The sequence below is a fragment of the Segatella copri genome (assembly GCF_019249795.2).
GTDB classification, from domain to species: Bacteria; Bacteroidota; Bacteroidia; order Bacteroidales; family Bacteroidaceae; genus Prevotella; species Prevotella copri_B.
Genome location: NZ_CP156891.1, coordinates 2,316,857 through 2,341,389, shown reverse-complemented (window position 1 = coordinate 2,341,389; position 24,533 = coordinate 2,316,857). Strand labels below are relative to the sequence as shown.

The window sequence follows — 24,533 nt, the reverse complement described above, 5'->3', positions numbered from 1 at the left end:
ATTATTTTAAGAGATGTACAATATTATCTAAAGAAATTTTACTTAAAGAGATTGACGATTTCCTTCACCACTGGCTTCACCTCGTTGTTGCGGTCGATGAGCAGTGGATAGTTGGTTCTGCCAGGGATAGGCCAGCCATTCAACCAAGAGTGACCATCGTTGACACCCCAGAAGGTAACACGACTGATGACATCCTTGTGACGCTCTACAATCTTAAAGAGATCGAGATAACGCTGATTGAAGAGTTTCTGCGCCTTCTTGTCAAGTCCCTTCACGTATGGATTGTACTTCTTCTGAAGTTCAAACTTCTGACTGATTTCCGCTCCGCCGAATCCTTCCGGATTAGGAAGCATGTTCATATCCAACTCCGTCAGCATCACCTTCACGCCTTCACCAGCAAAAGCCTCGATGCTCTTCTCATACTCAGCATAGTCAGGATAATCAAAACCATTGTGGCTCTGCATACCTACTGCATCGATGCGGAGACCCTTCGCCTTCAAATCGCGAACCAGTTTGCAGATAGCCTCTCGCTTGGCTGGCTTCGAAGTAGAATAATCATTGTAGTAGAGTTCTACGTTAGGGTCAGCCTCATGCGCAAAGCGGAAAGCCAGTTCGATGAACTCCGGACCGATAATCTTATAATATAGAGACTTGCGGTAAGAGCCATCATCCTCGAAAGCCTCGTTCACAACGTCCCAACCCTTTACTCTACCTTTATAATGAGTAACCACATTCATAATATGGTTATACATTCTGCCGATAAGCACTTCACGGCTTACCAGATTACCCTTATCATCGGTAAACATCCACTTAGGTGGCTGAGAATGCCAAACCAGACAATGCCCGATCAAGGTCTTGCCGTTCTTCTCTGCCCAGTCGGCCAACTTATCGCCATCTGTGAAATCAAAGCGATTCACCTCCGGATGATTCTTCTCACCCTTCATACAGTTTTCGGCAACTACCTGGTTAAACTGTTTCTTCACTACTTCCTCACCTGCAGGGTCTTGTCCATCAGGCAAATCGGTATTAATGGCAGCACCTACCAGGAAGTACTTACCCATAGTTTCCTGGAATGTTGGGATTTGAGCTGCAGAGTTCGCTTTTTGAGCGAAAGCTGTTGAAGCAAGCATCAGCCCCAGTGCCAGAGTTGTGATCTTTTTCATGTCTTATATCTATTTTTCTCGTTAATAATTATAGTATCTAGCTTTCTCCCTTGTGTCGGGCCTCAATCTTCTTGTTGATGTCGTCGATGACCTCATCGGTCAACTCATATTTAGAGATGATGAACATCGCCAAACCCAGCAAGATGGCAGGAATCACACATACCAGCCAACGGATACCCTCCTGTGCCAGAGGAGTCTGCTGCTCCAAATCGTTCATGAAGTAAGCACCGGCAGCATTACCTACCGACATCATGGCGAAGGCTGTAATGAAGAAGAGTGCCACGATACGGAGAGGACGGTTATGGAAGAATTCTGTCCACAGGTCACTCACCTTAACATTCTTGGTTTCCTTCTCGTCCATTACCACACGCTCCTTGGTTTGGGTAAAGCAGAATACCAGAAGGGCGAAACCTACCAGGGCAAAAATCAGCATGGCAACAAACCAAGCATTACTGTCGGTAGGAAGAGAGTTGCCCTCCTGAGCAGCTGCTGCCTGATAACCGGTCCATGCAAGAACTGCACCAGGAATAACACCACCCAAAGCCATACCTGCCTTATAGAAGATACCGGTCAGGGCATTGACGATGCCGGCAATACGCTTGCCGCTGGTATATTCTGCAAAAGAGATAACCTCTGGAATCAGAGCCCACATATATCCTGTAGCTACGATTACGCCTGTTGATTTGATGAACTGAGCGATATAAACCAGCGTGATATGATCCTTTACAGATCCCATCTTGCTGATGATATAAAGCATCGCCATACCCACGATAGCCACAGTAAGGAAGATGTAGAACATATTCTTCTTGCCCACCTTTTTCTTGATGGCAGGAACGAGTGGCATAAAGATGAAAGATGGCAAAGAGCCCAAACCCATGAAGAGTGCCATCTCGATAGGGAGATCCTTGGCTGCTGCGAGCATGGCTACCAGGATTGGAACACCTGCCGATACACAGAGTCCACCCACATTTGCCATGAACATACGTACAGAGGTAAGGATGGTTATCTCGTCTGTATCGCGAGTCAGCGAAGAGTTCAAGGCTCCGTAAGGCACATTGATCAATGTATAAAGCATAGACAAGCCTACGTATGTTACATAGGCATAGATGAGTTTGATGGTTTCTGTCTGTCCTTCCATACCATTCCAAAAACAGAGGATGGCAAGTACGGTGAGTGGCAAACCCGCCAGGACAAGATATGAACGATACTTACCCCAACGTGGATTATGCTTATCTACATAAGTTCCCACCAACGGGTCCCAGAGTACATCGACCAAGCGAACCACCAAGAACATGGTGGCAGCAACACCAGGATTAAGTCCATAGATGTCGGTGTAGAAGAACAACAGATACATGCAGATGGTCTGGTAGATGAGGTTTTGCGCCAAGTCGCCAGATCCGAATCCGATGCGTTGTAGCCAATTCAGTTTGTAGAATCCCTTAGATTCCTGTGTTACAGATGTCTGTTCCATATTTTATTCTGTCATTAAGTTTACACCTTATTATATATATAATATAAAAGATGCATATAATATATTTACTTCAATTTCTCTGCGGCAAACTTGCCCATTGCCTCATATCCCTTCGGATTGAGATGCAGCCAGTCGTCAGAATACTCAGCCTTCAGACGCTGAGGGTCTTTCGGATCGCGGGTCAGCTCATCGAAATCGATGACCTCGTCGAAGGCACCACTTTTTCTGATCCATTCGTTCACGGTCTGTCGCATCGCCTCATGCCAGTGAGAATACCAGCCGTTTCCCTTGGTTGGGGTGATGGTTCCGCCATACACCTTGATTCCCTTTGCCTTGGCTTTCGCTATCAGCACCTTGTAGCAGGCAATCAGGGTATCTGTTACATGCTCATAATTTCCGCTGCAGCAACCGATATCATTGGTTCCCTCGAAGATGATGAGTTTATCCACACCTGTCTGCCCCAGGATATCACGGTCGAAACGCTTCATGGCCGGTTCGCTCAATCCGCCCTGTACCACACAGTTGCCACCGATTCCAAGATTCAATACGCCGTATGGCTTTTCTGCATTCAGGGCATCCGAGAGGAAATCGGTCCAGCGGTTCTGATGGTTAGTAGTACTTCCACGGCCATCGGTAATAGAGTTTCCGAGGATAGCAACCACAGGAGTAGCCTTATCGGTCTTCACATCAATGGCAGAAAGATTGTACCAGTGATCCACCTCCTCGCCATCATCAAAACTCTTATCCATCGGTTTAGGAGTACGATGCAAACCGTTTACTATATAAGATGTGGTACGTGAACCACGATGGGATGTTGCATTCACTGGAGTCTGCTTACCATAGTCGATGGTAATCGTGAGGCGCTGTCCACTCTTCAAGGCATATTTCAAATCATCTGAGAAGATAGCCTTGCCAGGAGCGATGGTTACATTCTTCTTGCCATTGAATTTAAGATACTTCACGGTCTTACCATTCACAAACCAGTTGCTGTTCTTATCTGTATCTGCAATATACACCGATTTGATTTCTACCGGCTCCTTACTCTGCTCGTTGCTGAGCTTCACTCTGAGTTCCTCTCCGCCAAAAGATACATGAACCACCTGTCGACAAGAACGGTTGCTCAAGCTTTCCTTAGGCATATCTCCTTTACCAGTCCATTCCACTGCAGTAGCCCAAGTTCCTTTCCATACCTTCTGGGCAAAAGCTACAGAACTTGACGTAGCCAGTACGAGCGCCAGCGATAAGATTTTGATTGCTTGTCTATTCATTGTTATTATGATGCCTTTAATGTTTCTATTGTTGTTGACGATGCAAATTTACTAATAAGTAATGAAATAACAGCTATTTAATAGTTACCATTACTTTTCTATTTGTTTCATACCTGCAAAAAGGGCGCAAAAAGATAAAGAAACAAAAAGAAATGAAACATTTTGTTGCATTAGAATTTGTTTCTTTCATTGTTTTTTGTTACTTTTGCAGCCGTAACAACCTATTTTAAACAAGAAAACGGACAGAAAATATGAAGCATATCAGACATTGCCTCACGGCACTCTTCGCTATCACCATCTCGCTCATGGTATGGGCTGACAGTGGTGAACTTTTCACATCGGGCAAACTGTCAAGTTCGCTTATCAACTGCATTGTGCAGGATAAATACGGATATATCTGGGTGGGAACCGAATACGGACTCAACAAGTTCGACGGCTACCGCTTTACCAACTATCTGCACAACGAAGAAGATACAACCTCCATTACTGACAACATTATCTCCGACCTGCTGGTAGATAAGAAAGGTAACCTGTGGATAGGTTGTGCCAAGGGACTGATGCGCTATAATTATGAGACGAACAATTTCACCCGTCTCCAGTTTCCTGATGGCAGAAAGCCACGTATCTATTCTATGGTAGAAAGTCACAATGGCGATATCCTGCTGGGTACTGCAGGATATGGTCTCTATTCTGTAAAAGACAGAAATACCCAGAAAGGAACAGACGACCTTTTCACTATCAGACAGGAAAGGCAATACGCTGAGCGCGATTCTGATGTATTCTTTACCCATATCTACGAAGATAAGCATCATTATCTCTGGCAGAGTAGCCACCTTTCTATCTTCACCCGTTTCATCAAGAAACAAGGCAAGGTGCAGCGCAAAGACTTCAAATCGCCATGCGGAGCACCTGTAGCTTTCATCCAACATCGTCCGCAGGCCATGCTCATCGTCTGCATGTATGGCATCGTCTATTATGATTACCGGACAGGCCGCATCGCTGATGCCGGCTACGACTTTGGCGGTTATCAGAATAATGTAACCATCAACAATGCTACCTTCGACCACGAAGGCAACCTCTATATCAGCACCTCTGAACATGGTGTTCTCATGATCAGAAAGGGAAGCAACAGGGTAGAACAGTTGGAGAACAGCAACAGCAGTTTCAATCTGGCTACCGCCTTCGTCAACAATATCATTGAAGATAAGGACAACAATCTCTGGATAGGCTGTTACAACAAAGGTCTGTACCTGATCAACCAGCGCCAGCAGGCTTTCAACAGCTGGAGTTTCTCTGCACAGAACTACATCATCGGCAGCAGCGTTTCATCTATTGCACAAGGCGAAAATGGTGAAACATGGTGTACGGTACAGAACAGTGGTGTGTTCTGTTTTGATGCTTCAGGCAAGATTATCGCCCATCCCCAGTCACCTGCCGGTACTTGCATCATCTATAAAGACCGACGTGGCGATTACTGGATCAGCAATGGCAGCGCACTCTACAGCTACAACCCTCATACAGGTACATACCAGCAGAAACTCACCTTTACCAGCGCCGGCATCTACTGTATGACTGACGATGCACAGGGCAACCTTTACATTTCTGTATACAGCAAAGGTCTATATATATATAATGTGGAAAGCGGCAAGGTTACTGTTCTGAATATGCAGCAAAGAGGCGATAAAGGATTTCTCTGCAACGACTGGGTGCGAAGCATGGCGCTCGATCATACAGGCCATTTATGGATAGGAACCTCTAATGGAGTTTCCTGTCTCAATACCAAAACGCTCAGTTTCAAGGATTTCGGATGGCTCAACATTCTGAAAGACAGACAGGCGAATGGTATCTGCGAAGGAAAGAACGGCGATATTATCATCGGTACCGAAGAAGGACTCTATCTGTTTGACAGAAAGAGCAACAAGACGAAGAACTTCCCTCATGCGGAAGCGTTGAAAGGCAAGCAGGTATGCAGCATCATCAAAGACCAGAAGGGTGACTTGTGGGTAAGTACAACCATGGGCATCTGGCAGTACGAACAGAAGAACAGACAGTTTATCGGGCACATCAACGGCAACGGACTTACTACCCGTGAGTACGTGCTGGGCTCTTCCATGCATACCGCCAGCGACCTTATCGCCTTCGGAACCAGTGATGGTATCACAACCTTCTATCCTGACGTTGTCAGGGCCAAGAAGATGGAACTGGGAGATGTACATCTCACCAACTTCATCATCGACGGAAAGCCAATCAACTGTATGGTCAAAGACTTCAGCATTCCTTACTCCCAGAATTCATTCACTCTGGAGTTCTCGCTGCTCAACTACAGGAACACCGATAATATCAGTTTCCAATACCGTATCAACGACGGCAAATGGAACAGCACCAACGAAGGCGCCAATGCCGTAGCATTCAACAAGTTGAAACCGGGCGACTATACGCTGGAGGTGAGAGCTACCAGCAATGGCAGATATTCCAAGAATCCTACCATCATCAACATCAAGGTATGCGACCCTTGGTATGCATCACCCGAGGCATATCTCCTCTATATCCTGATCATAGCAAGCGTCATCCTGTATGTTATCTATACATACGAACGCCGCCGCAAGGCAGACCTGGAAGAGACCAAGATGCAGTTCCTCATCAATGCCACCCACGATATCCGCTCGCCGCTGACATTGATCATGGGACCGCTCAACAAGCTGAAAACAAGATTAACAGATGCCGAAAGCAAACAGGATATCGATACCATCGACCGCAATGCCCAGCGCCTCCTGCTTCTGGTAAACCAGATACTTGATGAGCGAAAGATAGACAAGAACCAGATGCATCTCCATTGCCAGGAGACTCCGCTCAAGGATTTCCTGCATGGCATCGTATCGCTCTACCGCTTCAATGCACAGGAGCGCAACATCACCCTTGAGCTGAAAGAAGACGAAAGCCTCAGCAGCGATAAAGGCAAGCTGAAGGTTTGGATAGACCGCATCAACTTTGACAAGGTTATCTCCAACCTGCTCTCCAATGCCATGAAGTATACCTTTGATGGCGGCGAGATTACTGTTATCATAGGTAAAGGCGAAAAGAATGCCACCATCAGGGTAGAAGATACAGGCATCGGACTGAAGGAAGAGAAGACCGACCGCCTCTTCGAACGTTTCTATCAGGGAAACAACAGCAGCGGTCTCCATATCGAAGGAACCGGTATCGGACTCAACCTCTGTAAGGCATTTGTAGAAATGCACGGAGGCAAGATCAAGGCCTACAACCGTACCGACGGCATCAAGGGTTCCTGCTTCGAAGTAAGCATTCCGCTGGGCAACAGCCATCTGCAGCCAGGCGAGATACTGGAAGAAGAAGACAAGAAGGAGCAGGAGATTACCAAAAAGAAAGTACAGGCCAACCGCAACTTCAATATCCTGATAGTTGACGATGACAGCGAGATTGCCCAATACATCAAGACAGAACTGAGCGACTGGTACCGCTTTGAGCGTGCCTGCAACGGCAAGGAGGGTTTGAAGATGCTGCTCACCGGCAAGTACGACCTCGTGATAAGCGATGTGATGATGCCGGAGATGGATGGAATCACCATGCTCAAGAACATCAAGAACAACAGTAACATTAGCGATATTCCTGTCATCCTGCTCACCTCAAAGAGCGAGGTGGAACACCGGTTGGAGGGACTTCGCAGAGGAGCCGATGCTTTCCTGGCAAAGCCTTTCGACATGGAAGAGCTGCATATCCTTATCGACAACCTGGTGGATAATGTGCGACGCATCCGTGGCAAATACAGCGGAGCACAGGGCCAGAAGGCGAAGATTGAGCAGATTCAGGTAAAGGGCAACAACGATGCCCTGATGGAACGCGTGATGAAATATATCAACGCCCACCTTGCCGATCCCGACCTCAATGTAGAGAAACTTACCGAGAAGGTAGGTATCAGCCGTGCACAGCTCCACCGTAAACTAAAGGAGATTGCTGGTGTTTCTGCCGGAGAATTTATCCGTAACCTCCGACTGGAACAGGCGGCACGACTCATCGAAGAGGGGCAGATTAATATCACGCAGGTAGCCTACTCTGTAGGTTTCAACAACCAGACCCACTTCTCTACCGTGTTCAAGAAACACTATGGCATGTCGCCTAGCGAATATGCTGAAACAAAAAGAAAAGAAAAATAAACAACAAATAAAAGAGAATAAGGTATTTTTTCGTATCTTTGCAACAGAAACAACAATAATACAAATTAACAATCTGCAAAGATATGAAGAAATACCTTATTTTATTAATTACGGTACTTACATCACTCCATGTTTCTGCACAGAGTGATGGCTCACAGTTATGGCTAGGAAAGCAGTATGCTAACTCATGCCAAGTCATCTCACAGTTGCCTAATGATGCAACAGCCAAGATTGCCAAGCAGGAGTTAGAAAACAACTGGCGTGGCAAGAATGTTGAGCTCAAGATAGACAAGAGTCTCAATCTGGGCGAGGGCTATAACATCTACGCCCGTCCTGCCCAGCAAGGCGACAACATTCAGTACGAAGCAACTATCACCGCCAGCAATCCTATCGGTTTGCTCTATGGTGCCTACGAGTTAATTCGACTTCAGAACACCGATGCCTACAACACAGGTAGCGGTAATCAGCAGAACTTCAGCAAAGCTATTGATGAGACCGAGAAGCCACAAGTGGGTCTCCGCATTCTTAACCATTGGGATAATCTCGATGGCAGCATCGAACGTGGCTACGCCGGAAAGAGCATCTTCAAATGGGAAGAAATCAAACTCGGCAAAAACGGTAAGGGCGGCAGCATCAGCAAGAGTCTGCACGACCGTCTCATCACCTATGCCCGTGCCAACGCCTCTTTGGGCATCAACGGCAGCGTACTGAACAATGTAAACGCATCGCCAAAGATGATGACTGCAGAATATATTAATAAGGTGAAGGTCATCGCCAACATCCTGCGTCCTTATGGCATCCGGGTATACCTCAGCATCAACTTCGCTTCGCCTATGGCTTTAGGCTACACCAAGACTGCCGACCCACTGGATAAGAAGGTTCAGCAGTGGTGGCAGAAGAAGGCAAAGGAGATATATGCTACCATCCCAGACTTTGGCGGTTTCCTCGTAAAAGCCAATTCTGAAGGACAGCCTGGTCCTGGCGACTACCACCGCACACATGCCGATGGAGCCAACATGCTTGCCGATGCCGTCAAACCATACGGAGGCATCATCATGTGGCGAAGCTTTGTATATGGTGCCAACCATAAAGGTGAAGACCGTGTGAAACAGGCTGTCAGCGAATTTAAGGGAATGGACGGAAAGTTCCGCGACAACGTCATCTTGCAGTCTAAGAATGGTCCGCTCGACTTCCAGCCACGTGAGCCATACGCTCCTATCTTCGACAACATCAAACAGACTCCACAGATAGCAGAACTTCAGATTACCCAGGAATATCTTGGTCAGTCTAAGCACCTCACCTATCTCGCTCCTATGTGGAAGGAATTCTTTGGCTTTGTTAATCCAGACAGACTGGTTGGAATCTCAGGTGTAGCCAATATCGGTGATGATGCCAACTGGTGCGGTCATCCGTTCTCTCAGGCTAACTGGTATGCTTTCGGCAGATTGGCATGGAATCCTTCACTTACAGCCGAGGAGATTGCTCACGAATGGCTCGTACAGACCTACGAAAACCAGGACGAGCGATTCACCAAGCCGGTAGAGATGATGATGATGACTTCGCGCGAAGCTTGCGTCAACTATATGATGCCTTTGGGTTTGCACCACATCTTCAAGTTCGACCACCACTACGGTCCGGAGCCAGATGGTTTCATCGCAAGTTATCCTTTGGAATGGTGCCCGGTATACTATCACAAGGCTGATGCTCAGGGTATAGGTTTCGACCGTTCATCCAAGGGCACAGATGCTGTCGGTCAGTACCCAGAACCATATCGCAGTCTGTATGATAACATCGAGACCTGTCCTGAAGAATATCTCCTCTGGTTCCATCATGTGCCTTGGACTTACAAGATGAAATCAGGCAGCACCCTCTGGCAGGAACTCTGCATGAAGTACAACATGGGTGTGGCGATGGTAGAAGTTTACCGCGACTTCTGGCATACCTCAGCCAAGCAGTATATGAAGGGGCATGAGCAGGAATGGCAACATACAGACTCTTTGCTCAATGTACAGTTGGAGAATGCAAAGGAATGGCGCAATACCTGTCTCAAGTATTTTCAAACCTTTTCTAAAATGAAGATCTATGAATAAGAACAATGTTTCTTCTACCGTAGACAAGTAATTAAAGAGGAAAATTCATGAAAATCTGTCGTAATCTCACTTTTTTATCGAGATTACGACAGATTTCTCGATTTAAGCCCCTAAAAGTCCTTAGGAAAATGTGATGAATATACTTAAAAGTCCTTAGGAAAATGTGATTTTCCTTGCGTAATTCACTGTTTATTAGCACCTTTGCCAAAACATATTTTTTAGCGTATGGAAAGACTACTTATATCCCAATTGTTAAAATGGAAAGACAGTCACGGAAGAAAGCCACTCATACAGGAAGGTGCAAGACAAGTTGGTTCGCACCAGTCTCTTGCCATACGAGAGAAATAACAGTTCAAAAACCACCAACATCCCCCTCTATATGCTCTTTGTTCTAGACAAAGAATTAAAGGCAGAAAGTTAGTATTTCAGCGAAAGCGGCAGTTTTTGACAAAACTGCCGCTTTCGCTTGTTTTTCATAAGCAAAAGTGTATAAAAACCGCATATTTATAACAAAATATCGAGCAAAGTGCAACTTTTCTAGAAAAAAGTTTGGTGATTTCCTAAAAAATGCTTAATTTTGCAGCCGATTAAAAATATTATTAAAATTTAGTGAAGTTTGAGATACTTCCTTATATATAATAAGGTATGACAACATACCCACCCCCACCAGTTCGGGATAAGAGTTAGAGACAAGAAATGAGCCCCCACGCTCAATAAAAGTTGGGAGAATATGTAGTGAGAAAGAAATATAAAACATTATATATTTATTAATTAATTAATTAAACGAGAGAGATTTATGGAAAAAAGACTCATGACAGTAGTTGCAGGTCTTGCTCTTAGCACGAGCATGGCTTTTGCACAAAGTCAAATCTCTGGTCACGTAACCTCTTCTGAGGATGGCAGCCCTGTTATCGGTGCTTCTATCAAGGTTGCGGGCACTAACACAGGTACAGTTACCGATATTGACGGTAACTTCTCATTGAACGCTCCTGCCGGAGCCAAGTTGGAGATTACATACATCGGTATGCAGTCTAAGACAGCCAAGGCTTCTTCTGACATGAAGATTGTTTTGGATGCAGACAATCATTCTCTGGCTGATGTCGTTGTTGTGGCATATGGTACAGCTAAGCGCCAATCTATTACAGGTTCTGTAACTGCTGTTGATTCTAAGGAAATCGAGAACCGTATCACTACTTCTGTAACAGGTGCGCTCGAAGGTGCTGCTCCTGGTGTACAGGTTAATAGCTCATACGGTGAGCCAGGTAAGGCTCCAACTATCCACATCCGTGGTGTCGGAACCTTGGTAAAGGATGCTGACCAGCCTCTTTATGTAGTAGATGGCGCAGCTTTCGATGGTAACATCTCTGAGTTGAACCCTAATGATATCGAGAGCATGTCTGTATTGAAGGATGCAGCTTCTGCTGCCCTTTATGGTAACCGTGCTGCCAATGGTGTCATCCTGATTACTACCAAGCGTGCAAAGTATGGCATCAAGCCTACTATCAATCTCCAGATCAACAATGGTGTTTACACTCGTGGTATCGGTGAGTATGAGCGCCTGAATGCTGACCAGTGGATGGAGGCATCTTGGTTGGCAATGAAGAACTACGCCATGTCGGGAAAGATGAATCTGGATGCTGCTGCGGCTGCTCAATATGCTACAACTCACTTGATTAGCGACTATGTAAAGCGAAATATCTACAATGCAAAGAATGATGCTCTGTTTGATGCAAACGGCAAGCTGATTGCTTCTCGCCTCTCTGGTTATGACGACCTCGATTGGCAGGATGGTGTTGAGCGTACAGGTCATCGTCAGGAGTACAACGTCTCTGGTGCTATAAGTGGCGAGAAGTTCAATGTTTATGCTTCTGCCGGTTACTTGAACGAGAAGGGTTATACCAAGAACTCTGCTTTCGAGCGTTTCACTGGTCGTATCAACTCTAAGTTCACTCCAAGCAAGTGGTTCGAGGCTGGTATCAACTTGAGTGCCAATGTATCTAATCGTCAGTTTAATGACAACGCTTCTGGTAATGCTTATGCTAACCCATTCTATACCACCCGTTACATGGCGCCTGTGTATCCTATGTATATGCATAATGCAGATGGCAGCTATGCGCTTGATGAGAATGGAGAGAAGCAGTTTGATGTAACCTCTGAGTACCTCTCTAACCGTAACATCGCATACGAGATGGTTGCTGACAAGGATAAGACCCGTCGTGCAGTAATCGATGCACAGGTTTATGGTAAGATTAATCTGCCATACAACTTCTCTGTGATGGTAAAGGCTAATGGTAATAACAGTACATCTAACCGCCAGACCTATAATAACCCTAACATTGGTGATGGTGCAGCAAACAATGGTCGTTTGTCCAGCCATGCATACCAGTATGCTACCTATACAGCCCAGGAGTTGCTGACATGGAATCAGACCTACGGTAAGCACAACGTAGATGTTCTTGCAGGTCATGAGAACTATAGCTGGGAGAGAAAGCTGACCCGTGGTATGAATACCAATATGGCTGTATCAGGCAACTTGGTGATGGGTAACTTCCTGACAAACTCATACTTCGATGGATTTAATGATGTAGATAAGACTGAGTCTTATTTGGGTCGTATCCGCTACAACTATGACGAGAAATACTTCGCAGACTTCTCATACCGCCGTGATGGTTCTTCCCGTTTTGCAAAGGATGCCCGCTGGGGTGATTTCTATTCATTCGGTTTGAACTGGAATGCCAAGAAAGAGAATTTCCTGCAGAATGTAGAATGGTTGAACGACTTGCGTGTACGTGCTTCTTATGGTGAGGTAGGTAACAATGCCGGTGTAAGCCTCTATGCTTATCAGGCTCTCTATGAGATTGACAAGAATGGTGGTAACACAGCCTTGATCAAGCAAACTTTGGCTGCTTCAAACATTAAGTGGGAGACAACTCAGACCGTTGATTTCGGTGTTGAGGGTAGATTGTTCGACCGTTTGAACTTCAGCATCGGTTACTTCGACAAGCGTTCTAAAGATCTTCTCTTCGAGGTTCGTTTGCCATATTCAGCAGGTTCATACCCTCATAATCCGGATATGTCTAATATGTCTCAGTATCAGAATATTGGTACCATTTCGAACCGTGGATTTGAAATCGCCTTGAGTGGTGAAATTATAAAGAACAAGGATTGGAACTGGACTGTTTCTGCAGATGCTACAACCTTGAAGAATAAGGTAATCAAGTTGCCTGGAGGTAAGGATATTCTTCATGGCGTACAGAAGTATTCTGAGGGACACTCTGCATACGAGTTCTTTACCTATCACTTCGCAGGTGTTGACCAGATGACAGGTAATTCTTTGTATGATATTGCCGATGACAAAGTTGAGGCAGCTAAGGCTGATGGTACACTTGTAACCATTAATGGCAAGAACTATACAACAGAGACAGCCAATGCTGAGCGTAAATGGGCTGGTACAGCTCTCCCATCTGTATATGGTTCATTCGGTACAAACCTCCGTTGGAAGGACTTGAGCCTCGGTGTATTGTTTACCTATAGCTTGGGTGGCAAGGTTTTCGATGCTTCTTACATGAGATTGATGAGCACAGCTTCTGCTTCATCAGCATCAGCTAACCATAAGGACATCCTGAAGTCTTGGAACGGTGTGCCTGAGGGAATGACAGAGACATCTCCAAACCGTCTCGATCCTAATGGAATTCCTGTCATCGACTTCAACCGCAGTACCTACAACAACGATACAAGTGACCGCTGGTTGACAAGCGCAGATTATCTCATCTTCAAGAATATCAACCTGAGTTACAACTTGCCAAAGGCATGGATCCAGAATATGGGTATCCAGGGCTTGCAGGTTAAGGCTGGTGCAGAGAACCTGTTCACACTTACAGCCCGTAAGGGTATGAACCCTCAGTACAGCTTCAGTGGTGGTTCTGATGATACATACGTAAGTGCACGCGTATTCAACTTCGGTTTGTCTGTAACATTCTAAGGGAATAATAAAATAAAGAGAAAATAAAATGAAAAATTATATAAATAAGATATTCGGTTGCGCTATTTTAGCTTCTGCAACAATGCTGGCATCTTGTGGCAGCGATTATCTCGAAACCAAACCGACAAGTTCTGTTGGTTCTGAGAATGCGGTAGCAACAACAGAGATGGCTTACATGGCCTTGAATGGTATCGCTCGTTGCCAGACTACTCAGCATTATGCTTTCACACAGGGCTTTGCTGGTGAGAATGCAATTATGCGTCTTTATGAGAACTTGCCAAGCCAGAATTATAATTATAATGCCTATGCATCTGGTTGGGCACCTATCCATAATCAGCAGTTCCATAATAGAACAAATACTATCTATGATGGATATGCTTGGTATTATTATTACCAGCTCATCGGTCAGGCTAACACTATCATTACCCGTATTGATGCAGCAGCAGGAAGCGAGTCTGACAAGAAGTTTATCAAGGCTTCAGCCTTGGCTTTCCGTGCTTACAGCTACGAGAAGTTGATTCACTACTACTGCTATCGTTGGCAGGACAGTAACAATGGTGCTTCACAGGGCGTGGTTCTTCGTCTTGATGAATCTACAGGCGATGCTCCATACGCAACATTGGCAGAAACCGTAGATCAGATTTACAAGGATTGCCAGGAAGCGATTACCTTGTTTGGCGAAAGTGGCATCGACCGTCCTGCTTCTGAGGTTTGGATTCCTAATGCAAACGTTGCTCATGCAGTTTATGCACGTGCAGCTTTGTTTCGCCAGGATTACCAGACAGCTCTTGATCAGGCTAAGCTTGCTAAGCAGGGTTATCCATTGATGAGCAATGCTGATTATAAGGCTGGTTTCTGTGAGCCAACATCAGAGTGGATTATGGGTAGCTATGGTGATGCTTCTGAAAATAACTGGTATTGGTCTTATGGTACACAGGGTGCTTGTAATGGTCACTATGCTACAGCAGAAGGTATGACTACAGGTGCTGGAACCATCGGCCATGAGTTGATTTCCCGTATTCCTAACAATGATGCCCGCAAGCAGAACTTCCTGACAGAGGATAAGTTCCCTAACCTTGACCTCTCTAAGGAGTCTGAGACTTACTATACATTTGGTATTCTTGGAATGGAGGATGATGACATCTATGCACAAGCAGATTCCATCGTAAAGGCTCATGCAGTAAAAGGATTAAATGCACCTTATCAGGCTGGTATCTACTATCTGGATGCAAACTTGAAGTTCTTTGTAACCGACCAGCCAGGTGTCAGCTACTTGCCATTCATCCGCTCTAGTGAGATGGTATTGATTGAGGCTGAGGCAAATTATTTCTTGCATCATGAAGCAGAAGCTCAGGCTGCATTGGTTGAACTGAATGCTACTTCTGGTCGTAACCCAGAATATACCTGCACCAAGACTGGAGAGGAGCTTCTTTCAGAGATTCAGGACTATCGTTGTCTTGAGCTTTGGGGTGAGGGCTTCGAGTGGAGCGACTTCAAGCGTTGGAACAAGGCTGTAGTTCGAAAGACTTTTAAAGAAGGTGGTAATGCACATTCGACTGTTGCTATCACCATCAATCCTGAGGATGGTAACAAGTGGACATGGGGCGTTCCTCTGAACGAGACCGACTACAATGCTGATGCAACTGCTCCGGAGATTAACTAATCAAATCTTTCGGAATAGTATAATATAATAAGGTGTATCCTTATTGCTCAACACAATGGGCAAAGGGATACACCTTTTTCTTTTTATCTCTCTCAAACATTTTCGACCTGTATGGTTGAAATAGTTTTATATTTCCTCGCAAGCCACCATTTCCGCTCCGCGGTAGATAACCACCAGCTTGTGGAGCTTTGTAGTCTTTACTGCCTCTCTGACCATATCACTGTCCGCATAGCGAGAGATTTGAGCTGAAGCCTCCTCGAAGAGCTTTTTTACTTGCTCATCTGTGGTTTGGCTCTTGCAATATTTCAACTCGATGATATATGAATCTACCATGTCCTTGTAGATGTCACAGAGCGGAGAGAGGAAAATGTCGGCATAGCCGCCGTCATTGTCCAGCTCAGAGATAGGGCGATAGAACTTGTTCTGGCTTGTCATCGCCAAGGTGAAGCCATGCACGAAAGCCTCTCCCTTCTGCTTGTCTCGCTGGGAGGAGTACTTCTTCAGGCAGTCGGCGATATACTCAAAGTATAGCTTGAATTGCCCATCGTATGCCAGTTTGCTCTCCAATTTACCCTTGCTATATCTATCATATACCAAGTCGTTCTCCTTGTAGGTGTCGAGCAGGTAGGTGTACATCTGGTCACGCACCACCTCATTCGGGATGATGAACTTGGTCTCACCCTTGTATGTTCCGTCTATCGTCACCATGCCGAAATAGAACAGCAGGCTGAGGAAGTTGTCTGGGTCGTTGATTCGCTCGGCAGGGAAGTTCTCGTTGAGCGTGCCTATCACGAATCCCTGGGTTACCAACTGCTGGATGATGCTGGCATCGTGGGCAAACTCCTTGTCGTGGCGGATGAGCATTCGCATCTTGTCATAGTCGATACGGATGTTGGTCTCTACCATGGAGTCGGGGATGTCGTACTCATTATCTATATAGTTACTAATGAAATTGAGTACCATCACGGAGTTGTACATCGTGGTCTTGCCATAGCTCTTGACGGCAAAGCAATAGTTGTCGTACCAAGGCTTCATCACCTTGATCAGCTCATCGGTGGTGTGATTGAACGGCAGGACGCTGCGGTAATAATCCAGCATCTCTCTCACTTCTTCTTCCGTGAAGCCCGTCATCTCATTGAATTTTGGGCTTAGGGAGTAGTTGGTTCCGATGTTGAATCCGCTGGTCAGGTCGTCCATGGTCACAGGGCTTACTCCCGTGACGAACACTCTGCCCAGAGTATTGCCAGCCGCACCCTTGATGGTGTTGAAGAACTGGCGCAAGTATCCCTCTCCGTGGGTCTGGTTGCGATACCTCACGAGATGCTCCTCATGGGCGAGAATCATGTTGGTGAAGTTGTCGTACTCATCGATGAAGAGATAAATCTTCTTCCCCACCTCCTGGCATTTCTGGCAAAGAAACCTCAACTTGGATACCGCATCAGGCTCCTGTTGCAATCCTTCCTTGGTACCAGCAGGAAGAATATGTGCATAGATGTCGCAGAAGAAATTGAATACAAGGCGACAATGGTTGTCCAGTCCATCCTTATAATCATCCAATCCTGCTGCCACTTCGGCAAAATTGAGGTGGATGATGAGATATGTATTATGCTTTGGTGTAGGATTCTGCCCGATGTATAGCTTGCCAAAGATTTCATCAAACTTGTCTTTCTTGTTGATGTCATAGTAATTCTCAAGCATGGAGAGGGTAAGTGTCTTGCCGAAACGGCGAGGGCGAATATAGAAGAAATACTTGTTGGATTCTTCTATTTGCTCTATGAAAGGAGTCTTGTCCACATAGTAACAATCCTCTTTTATGACATCCTCAAAATTCTGCATGCCGTATGGTATGCGCTTGCGATAAATGCGCTTTGGTCTTACTATCATAATTCAGTTTGATTATTCGTTTTTGAATCTGATGGCAAAGATAATACTTTATCTCCTAATCTCCAAAACTTTCCCGAAAAACTTCTAACACGATGCAGCAAAAATTACGTTCCGACGTAATTTTTCGAAAAGATCTTTGGTATATTCCATTTTAATTCTTCTATAAAAACTCCAGCAGTTATAGGTGCCGTTATAGATTTAGGTTATTGTTTCGATTTATGCCTCTACTTAAAATTTATGGCACATGTGCCACTTTTTTTAAGTGCAAAGATATGTGAAAGTAGAGTTCTAACCAAAAATTTTTAGATTTATTATACTAAAAAGGTGTGCCTACCAGCTGCGCGAATTCAACAAGGTGGCTGAGCAAGCATAATAATGCGGCTGAATAAGCGTAACGAGACGGCTCATCTGGCACAAGGATACGACTGCGCTGGGGCAAAGATATAGATTAGGAGGTTCAAGCAGTCGGTATCTGAGGTTCAGAGAGACTGTATCTGAGGTTCAAGCAGACTGCTTCTTGATGATTTCCACTAGGCTCGGCAGCTCTGCCGACTGCAGTCAGCAGGTCTGCCGAGCCTAGTGGCAACACCACATTATCGTACAACTACACACTCTTTAGTCGTACGACTGTATACCCTTTAGTTGTACAACCATAAGCCTACTGTTGTACAAGTATAAACTCATTGACAGTACAATAGTAGTTTTACAACTCAAACATTTTCCCAAAAATCCTTGCTTCTTTCAAAAGAAAAGCGTAACTTTGCAACCGAATATTAATTTTAGGAGGAAATCTATATGGAAGAGCTAAAAGATAAATACATTCGATTCGATTGGGCAATCAAACGATTGCTTCGTCAGAAGGCTAACTTTGGAGTACTTGAGGGATTCCTTACTGTGTTTATCGGTGAGCCTATCAAGATTATCGACATATTGGAAAGCGAGGGTAATCAACAGGAAGCCGATGACAAGTTTAACAGAGTTGACATCAAGGCGAAAAATAGCAAAGGGGACATCATCATCGTGGAGATACAGAACACAAGTGAGCTGTATTATCTGGAGCGCGTACTCTATGGGGTGGCAAAGGCTATTACCGAGCATATCAATCTCGGCAACACCTACAAAGAAGTAAAAAAGGTATATTCCATTAGTATACTTTATTTTGACCTTGGCAAAGGGTCGGACTATATCTATGTAGGACAAAACAATTTTATCGGCCTGCATACGCAAGACCAACTCATCATCAGTACCAAGGAGAAAGATACAATCGTGAGAAAGTCGCCTGCCGAAATATTCCCAACCTATATGCTAGTGCGCGTAAATGAGTTCAACAAGGTTGCCAAGTCTCCATTGGAGGAATGGGTTGATTACCTCAAAAACGGAGTCATCAATCCTGACACGAAAGCACCAGGATTGCAAGAAGCTCGCGAGAAGCTGAAATACTACTCTATGTCGAATGCCGAACGGCACGCCTACGATGAACATGTCAATGCCATCATGATTCAAAATGACGTTCTTGGAAACGCTAGATTAGAAGGGCATGCAGAAGGTAGAGCAGAAGGCAGAGCGGAAGGTAGAGCAGAAGGTAAAACTGAAGAAAAAAATGCCATCGCCCTAAAAATGCGTCAAGCTGGTCTGCCTATAGAGCAAATCATGCAATTCACAGGGCTATCGGAAGAAAATATCAAATCATTATAAACAGAATTGGTCGGTGCCTCTAATGGCATCGACCCTTTTTATGAGATAATGCATAACGAGACGGCTCATCGGGCGCAAGGATTATAATTAAAAAATACAACAAGGTGAAAAGATTTATAATGATACTATACTTCATCTGCACATACACACTACAGATGGCGGCACAAACATGGATTGGAACTTGGGCTACGGCACCGCAGACTGTGGTGAAAGCGTTTATGCCCTATAATAACAACATGACAAACCGTTCGGTTCGCCAGATAGTAAAGGTAAGCGTGGGAGGCGACGTGATAAGACTGAAACTGAGCAATATCTACTCGATGCAACCCGTAGTGATACGCTCCATCTATATCGCCCACGCCAAAGACTCCTTCAAGATTGATGCCAAATCGGCTCAATACTTCAAGTTCGGCAACAGCTACAAGGCTACTATCCCTGCCGGCAGACAGATAGTGAGCGATGCGCTGAAGTTCAATCTCAAGAACCTGGAGCGCGTAGCCATCACCATCAACTACACCTCGGCTCCCGATGTGCCTACCGTCCACATGGGCTCACGTACCACCTCTTATATCATGAAGGGAGTAACCAATGCCCACTCCAACTTCGAAAAGGCTTTCCGCGAGAACCACTGGTACAACATCAGCGGCATCGATGTGTATACTATGAGCACCAACATGAGTGCCATCGCCATCATGGGCAATTCCATCACCGACGGCAAATGTTCTACGGATAATGCCCAGAACCGGTGGCCGGATGTTATGTCGGAGATGCTGCAGCTGAAACATAAGATAACCAACCAGGGTGTACTGAACCTGGGCATCGGCAACAACCGCGTAACCGTGCCGGGCGGTTTCGGGGCACTCGCCAAGGAACGCTTCGACCGAGACATTCTGATGCAGAGCGGCGTAAAGAAGGTAATTATCTTTGAAGGCATCAACGACATAGGTGCTGCCAAGAGCGGCAACAGCGAGACGGTAGCCCGCCAGATTATAGAGAGCATACAGGGAATGATGAGGAAGGCGAAGGCCCGGAAGATGAAAGTTTATCTGGGCACCATCACGCCTTTCAAGGGTGCCGGCTACTACAGCCATTTCCACGAAGCAGCCCGACTCTATGTAAACGACTGGATTCGAAGTCAGGCAAAGAAAGCAGATGGCATTCTAGACTTCGCCAAGCTGCTTCAAGACCCGAATGATGACAGAAGGATGAAGCGGGAATATGCCAGCAACGACTGGCTCCACCCGAATCCTGCAGGCTACAAGGCGATGGGAATCTATGCTGCCGACATTATCAAATAAAAAAGCCGCCCTATTACAGGCGGCTTTTAATATATATAATAAGATGTTTTACTTCAAGACAATCTTGCAATCGTCCAGGCTCTCTACGGTAGCGAGCGCCTCATAACGGATTCCCTCCTTGCGCAGGAAGTCACCACCATGCTGGAAAGCCTTCTCGATGATGAAACCCATCGCCTCAATCTTGGCACCAGCCTTCTCGCAAAGGTCCATCACGCCCTTAGACGCATTACCATTGGCAAGGAAGTCATCGATAAAGATAACATGGTCCTCAGGAGTAAGATAACTGTTGCTCACACAAACCGTATAATCGCGGTCCTTTGTAAAAGAGTGAACCACAGAGGTAATCATACCCTCCATAGTCTTAGGCTGCTTTTTCTTCACAAATACAACAGGAAGATTGGTCAGATAACCTACCATGATGGCAGGCGCGATGCCCGAAGCCTCAATAGTAACAATCTTGTTGTACTTGATATCCTTGAAAAGGCGCACGAATTCCTTAGCTAATTCCATCATCAGAATAGGGTCCATCTGATGGTTTACAAAGCTGTCTACTTTTAAGATTCCACCAGGAAAGCATCTGCCCTCCTGCATAATTCTTTCTTTCAGTAAATCCATTATGACTTGAACTTTAATATGATTATTGGGTGCAAAATTACTACTTTTTTCGCAAACAAGGAAGTTTATCGCCCAATAATTTTGTTTTGTCTGCAATTTAGCGTAATTTTGCAGCAGAAATGAATAAGATGTTCAGGGAGCATGATATGATACCCCCTATAAAACTATAAGAATATGAATCCATATATCAAACAATTCCCCGACCTCATGGCGGGCAAGAAAATCATGTATGTTCACGGTTTCCTCTCTTCTGCACAGAGCGGCACCGTAAAGATGTTGCAGGAACTGATGCCGAATGCCACCCTCCTGGCTGAAGACATCCCGGTACATCCGGAAGAGGGCATAGAGATGCTGCAGAAGATGGCGGAGACTGAGAAGCCCGACCTCATCATCGGTACCTCGATGGGAGGCATGTATACCGAACTGCTGAAAGGATTCGACCGCATCCTCGTAAACCCTGCCTTCGAGATGGGCAATACGATGAGCAGCATGACCGGCAAGCAGGAATTCCAGAACCCGAGAAAGGACGGAGTGAACGAACTGATGGTTAACAAAGGCCTCATCAAGGAATACCGTGACTTTACCGAGCGTTGCTTCCAGGACATTACTCCCGAGGAACAGCAACGTGTTTACGGTCTCTTCGGCGATGCTGATCCGCTGGTCCATACCTTCGACCTCTTCCATGAGCACTATCCACTCGCCATCCCATTCCATGGCGAGCACCGACTTATCGACAAGGTAGCATTCCACTATCTCTGTCCGGTTATCCGCTGGATTGACGACAAGCAGAACGGCAAGGAGCGCCCTATCGTATACATCGACTTCGATGCCCTGCACGACAGTTACATGAAGGCAACCAGCTCGATGCACAAGGCTTACGAAATGCTGATAGAGCATTACAACGTATATATCGTAGCCCCAGCGCCAACCAACGACCATGAATACATGGCGAAGGTACAGACTTGGGTGGAGGAATACCTCTCTACCCCAGCCTACAACCACATCATCTTCTGCAACCAGAAGAACCTGCTCTACGGCGATTACTTCATCGACCCTAGCCCATGCGATGGTTTCATGGGTACGACGATAGAATACGGCAGCGATGAATTCAAGACCTTCGAAGAAATCATCACCTTCTTCGAAAGACTGGGAGGACAGTGATTTAGTTAATAGTTTATAGCAAAAAAGGTGCAACTCACTTTCTTACTTGTGAGTTGCACCTTTTTATCTATAAATATCTTTGATTCTTATGCCTTATCCAGATTCTTCGGCAACACGAGGTTCAGGATAACGGCGAGCAGGAAGACTACTGCCACACAGTTATCTGCAAAAACGGTGCGTACAATCTCTGGGAAGATGTTGAACATACCTGTTGCAGATGTGAATCCGAGACCTACGCTGAGCGAGAGGCTCACGATGACCATGTTGCGCTGAGAGAAGCCGGTACGCGCCATCATGCCGAAACCGGCAAAGAGGATGCTACCGAACATCATGATGGTACAGCCGCCCAATACAGCCTGAGGAATCGTAGTCAATACATAACCGATAGCTGGGAAGATACCACCGATAATCATGATGATGGCACCCATGGCAATTGTAAAGCGGTTCACCACTCCCGACATCGCTGCCAAACCTACGTTCTGACTGAAAGAAGTGATAGGAGTACAACCGAAAAGACCGGAAACCGAACTGACGAAACCATCGCAGCAGACTGCCGCACCCATCTCCTTAGTCTTAGGATCACGCTTCAACGCACTGTTGCAGAGCGCAGAAGTATCACCAATCGTTTCTGTGGCAGAAACCAGATATACAGCTACCACCGAGAGAATAGCACCGATATTAAACTCAGGTGTAAATGGAAGAAGCTTTGGCAAAGCTACGATAGAGAGACCAGAAAGTCCGCTGAAATCTATCATTCCCATAAACAGCGCCAGAATGTAACCTACCAGCAGTCCTACCAATACAGAGAGTGAACGCAAGAAACCCTTGACGAAAATCTGACAAAGCAGACAAGCCAGCAAAGTGACAGAACCCACAACCCAGTTGTTCATGCTACCGAAATCAGCAGCACCCTGACCACCCGCAAAAGAGTTGGCACCAACAGGAAGGAGCGAGAAACCAATGGCTGTTACCACGGTAGCGGCTACTACAGGCGGAATGAGCTTGATCCAATACTTGGCGAAAAGTCCGAGTGTTCCTTCTACCAGACCACCAATGATGACAGCGCCTATCAAAGTACCCATACCATGAGCACCGGCAATGGCGATGGCGAGCGAAAGGAAGGTGAAGGAGATACCCATCACGATAGGAAGGCGAGAACCGATACGCCATACCGGATAAAGCTGCACCAAGGTACCGATACCGGCGATGACCATACAGTTCTGGATAAGCACGGCGCTCACCGAACTGTCCAGACCTATCGCACCAGCGAGAATCATGATTGGCGCAATATTGCTGACGAACATCGCCAGCACATGCTGAAGACCAAATGGGAGTGCTTTACCTACGGGCACTCTGCCGTCTAATTTGTAGAGATTTTCTATTGACTGTTCCATTGTCGTCATAATAATTAGAGAAATTCCATTATCCATCAATTCAGGGTCTTTTCTGAATTTGGCGACAAAATTACAAAGAAAATCTGAGAAATCGTTCCTTTTCTCCATTTTTCTCTATCCCACATGATAGAATACAAGAAGAATCTACGAAAAAAGGAAGGCTGCTGTTCATATTCCGTGCAACCTTCCCTTTTTATCTTATTAATTAATACTCCGTCTTTTCCGCATTTTCCTCCCACATGCGGAAAGCACCGAGCGCCTCATCGCGCATCAGGGCAACCATCGGCTTGTGGCGGTCTTCTATCTTGCGATCTATCTCCTCGTAGATAAACTCATCATCGAAACCTATCTTTGCCGCATCCTTCCGGTCGTTGGCATAATAGATACGGTCGAGATGTGCCCAATAGATGGCACCCAGGCACATCGGGCAAGGCTCGCAGGAGGTATAGATCTCGCAACCTTCCAGATTGAAGCTCTTCAATTTGCGGGTAGCCTGTCGGATACAGTTCACTTCGGCATGAGCCGTAGGGTCGAGGTCGATGGTTACACTGTTGGAAGCCTCAGCGATGATAATACCATCCTTGGCAATCACAGCACCAAAAGGTCCGCCACCCGTCTTCACGCTATTCTTTGAGAGCTCAATGGCTCTATGCATCAATTCTTCCTTTGTCATTGCT

The 24,533-nt window shown here is 45.8% G+C and carries 14 protein-coding genes; 7 read left to right on the top strand and 7 right to left on the bottom strand.

The features are described from left to right. Window positions 1-38: 38 nt before the first annotated feature. The 3 genes from KUA48_RS09830 to KUA48_RS09820 form a co-directional block, all read right to left on the bottom strand. Window positions 39-1,163 (bottom strand): endo-1,4-beta-xylanase, encoded by a 1,125-nt coding sequence (locus KUA48_RS09830; RefSeq protein WP_153072561.1) that lies wholly within the window; start codon window positions 1,161-1,163, stop codon window positions 39-41. Window positions 1,164-1,200: 37 nt separating this feature from the next. Further along, complete coding sequence (locus KUA48_RS09825) at window positions 1,201-2,634, bottom strand: MFS transporter (protein WP_218431914.1); 1,434 nt, start codon at window positions 2,632-2,634, stop codon at window positions 1,201-1,203. Window positions 2,635-2,699: 65 nt separating this feature from the next. Beyond that, entirely contained in the window at window positions 2,700-3,902 is a 1,203-nt protein-coding gene (locus KUA48_RS09820; RefSeq protein ID WP_153088878.1) for an SGNH/GDSL hydrolase family protein, read from the bottom strand. A 251-nt stretch (window positions 3,903-4,153) separates the two neighbouring features. Between KUA48_RS09820 and KUA48_RS09815 the strand changes: the two genes are divergently transcribed. The 4 genes from KUA48_RS09815 to KUA48_RS09800 all read left to right on the top strand — a co-directional run bounded on the left by KUA48_RS09815 (window position 4,154) and on the right by KUA48_RS09800 (window position 15,809). Next, window positions 4,154-8,074 carry a hybrid sensor histidine kinase/response regulator transcription factor gene (locus KUA48_RS09815; RefSeq protein ID WP_218431916.1) on the top strand — a complete coding sequence of 1,307 codons (3,921 nt, stop codon included), beginning with the start codon at window positions 4,154-4,156 and terminating at the stop codon, window positions 8,072-8,074. A gap of 83 nt (window positions 8,075-8,157) precedes the next feature. Next, complete coding sequence (locus KUA48_RS09810; RefSeq protein WP_153085247.1) at window positions 8,158-10,164, top strand: alpha-glucuronidase; 2,007 nt, start codon at window positions 8,158-8,160, stop codon at window positions 10,162-10,164. 796 nt (window positions 10,165-10,960) lie between these two features. Then, window positions 10,961-14,146 carry a SusC/RagA family TonB-linked outer membrane protein gene (locus KUA48_RS09805; protein ID WP_153079652.1) on the top strand — a complete coding sequence of 1,062 codons (3,186 nt, stop codon included), beginning with the start codon at window positions 10,961-10,963 and terminating at the stop codon, window positions 14,144-14,146. Window positions 14,147-14,174: 28 nt separating this feature from the next. Then, window positions 14,175-15,809: a RagB/SusD family nutrient uptake outer membrane protein gene (locus KUA48_RS09800; protein ID WP_153072566.1), complete on the top strand. Its 1,635-nt coding sequence runs from the start codon at window positions 14,175-14,177 to the stop codon at window positions 15,807-15,809. 126 nt (window positions 15,810-15,935) lie between these two features. Here KUA48_RS09800 and KUA48_RS09795 read toward each other — a convergent pair whose 3' ends face one another. After that, on the bottom strand, window positions 15,936-17,693 hold the full coding sequence (locus tag KUA48_RS09795; protein WP_218431917.1) for an ATP-binding protein: 1,758 nt from the start codon (window positions 17,691-17,693) through the stop codon (window positions 15,936-15,938). A gap of 795 nt (window positions 17,694-18,488) precedes the next feature. Here KUA48_RS09795 and KUA48_RS09790 point away from each other — a divergent pair. Further along, window positions 18,489-19,388 (top strand): Rpn family recombination-promoting nuclease/putative transposase, encoded by a 900-nt coding sequence (locus tag KUA48_RS09790; RefSeq protein WP_118081831.1) that lies wholly within the window; start codon window positions 18,489-18,491, stop codon window positions 19,386-19,388. Window positions 19,389-19,492: 104 nt separating this feature from the next. Continuing rightward, window positions 19,493-20,686 (top strand): SGNH/GDSL hydrolase family protein, encoded by a 1,194-nt coding sequence (locus KUA48_RS09785; RefSeq protein WP_371833695.1) that lies wholly within the window; start codon window positions 19,493-19,495, stop codon window positions 20,684-20,686. Between the two features lie 48 nt (window positions 20,687-20,734). Here KUA48_RS09785 and xpt read toward each other — a convergent pair whose 3' ends face one another. Next, entirely contained in the window at window positions 20,735-21,301 is a 567-nt protein-coding gene (gene xpt, locus KUA48_RS09780; RefSeq protein ID WP_218431919.1) for a xanthine phosphoribosyltransferase, read from the bottom strand. A 174-nt stretch (window positions 21,302-21,475) separates the two neighbouring features. On the opposite strand from xpt, the gene KUA48_RS09775 reads away from it, so the two are divergent. Next, window positions 21,476-22,462, top strand: a complete 987-nt coding sequence (locus KUA48_RS09775) for a YqiA/YcfP family alpha/beta fold hydrolase (RefSeq protein WP_118255323.1) — start codon at window positions 21,476-21,478, stop codon at window positions 22,460-22,462. An 86-nt stretch (window positions 22,463-22,548) separates the two neighbouring features. On the opposite strand, the gene KUA48_RS09770 is transcribed toward KUA48_RS09775, so the two are convergent. After that, a complete protein-coding gene (locus KUA48_RS09770; protein WP_153072568.1) occupies window positions 22,549-23,856 on the bottom strand; it encodes a nucleobase:cation symporter-2 family protein in 1,308 nt (435 codons plus the stop codon). A gap of 205 nt (window positions 23,857-24,061) precedes the next feature. After that, window positions 24,062-24,529, bottom strand: coding sequence for a nucleoside deaminase (locus tag KUA48_RS09765; RefSeq protein ID WP_218431920.1), 468 nt, complete (start codon window positions 24,527-24,529; stop codon window positions 24,062-24,064). Window positions 24,530-24,533: the final 4 nt, after the last annotated feature.

Excerpts from the sequence above, each read along its gene's own strand:
- xpt (WP_218431919.1), bottom strand. The coding sequence starts at position 21,301 with ATGGATTTACTGAAAGAAAGAATTATGCAGGAGGGCAGATGCTTTCCT.
- KUA48_RS09800 (WP_153072566.1), top strand. The coding sequence starts at position 14,175 with ATGAAAAATTATATAAATAAGATATTCGGTTGCGCTATTTTAGCTTCT.
- KUA48_RS09770 (WP_153072568.1), bottom strand. The coding sequence starts at position 23,856 with ATGGAACAGTCAATAGAAAATCTCTACAAATTAGACGGCAGAGTGCCC.
- KUA48_RS09825 (WP_218431914.1), bottom strand. The coding sequence starts at position 2,634 with ATGGAACAGACATCTGTAACACAGGAATCTAAGGGATTCTACAAACTG.
- KUA48_RS09790 (WP_118081831.1), top strand. The coding sequence starts at position 18,489 with ATGGAAGAGCTAAAAGATAAATACATTCGATTCGATTGGGCAATCAAA.
- KUA48_RS09820 (WP_153088878.1), bottom strand. The coding sequence starts at position 3,902 with ATGAATAGACAAGCAATCAAAATCTTATCGCTGGCGCTCGTACTGGCT.
- KUA48_RS09795 (WP_218431917.1), bottom strand. The coding sequence starts at position 17,693 with ATGATAGTAAGACCAAAGCGCATTTATCGCAAGCGCATACCATACGGC.
- KUA48_RS09810 (WP_153085247.1), top strand. The coding sequence starts at position 8,158 with ATGAAGAAATACCTTATTTTATTAATTACGGTACTTACATCACTCCAT.
- KUA48_RS09765 (WP_218431920.1), bottom strand. The coding sequence starts at position 24,529 with ATGACAAAGGAAGAATTGATGCATAGAGCCATTGAGCTCTCAAAGAAT.
- KUA48_RS09805 (WP_153079652.1), top strand. The coding sequence starts at position 10,961 with ATGGAAAAAAGACTCATGACAGTAGTTGCAGGTCTTGCTCTTAGCACG.
- KUA48_RS09815 (WP_218431916.1), top strand. The coding sequence starts at position 4,154 with ATGAAGCATATCAGACATTGCCTCACGGCACTCTTCGCTATCACCATC.
- KUA48_RS09775 (WP_118255323.1), top strand. The coding sequence starts at position 21,476 with ATGAATCCATATATCAAACAATTCCCCGACCTCATGGCGGGCAAGAAA.
- KUA48_RS09830 (WP_153072561.1), bottom strand. The coding sequence starts at position 1,163 with ATGAAAAAGATCACAACTCTGGCACTGGGGCTGATGCTTGCTTCAACA.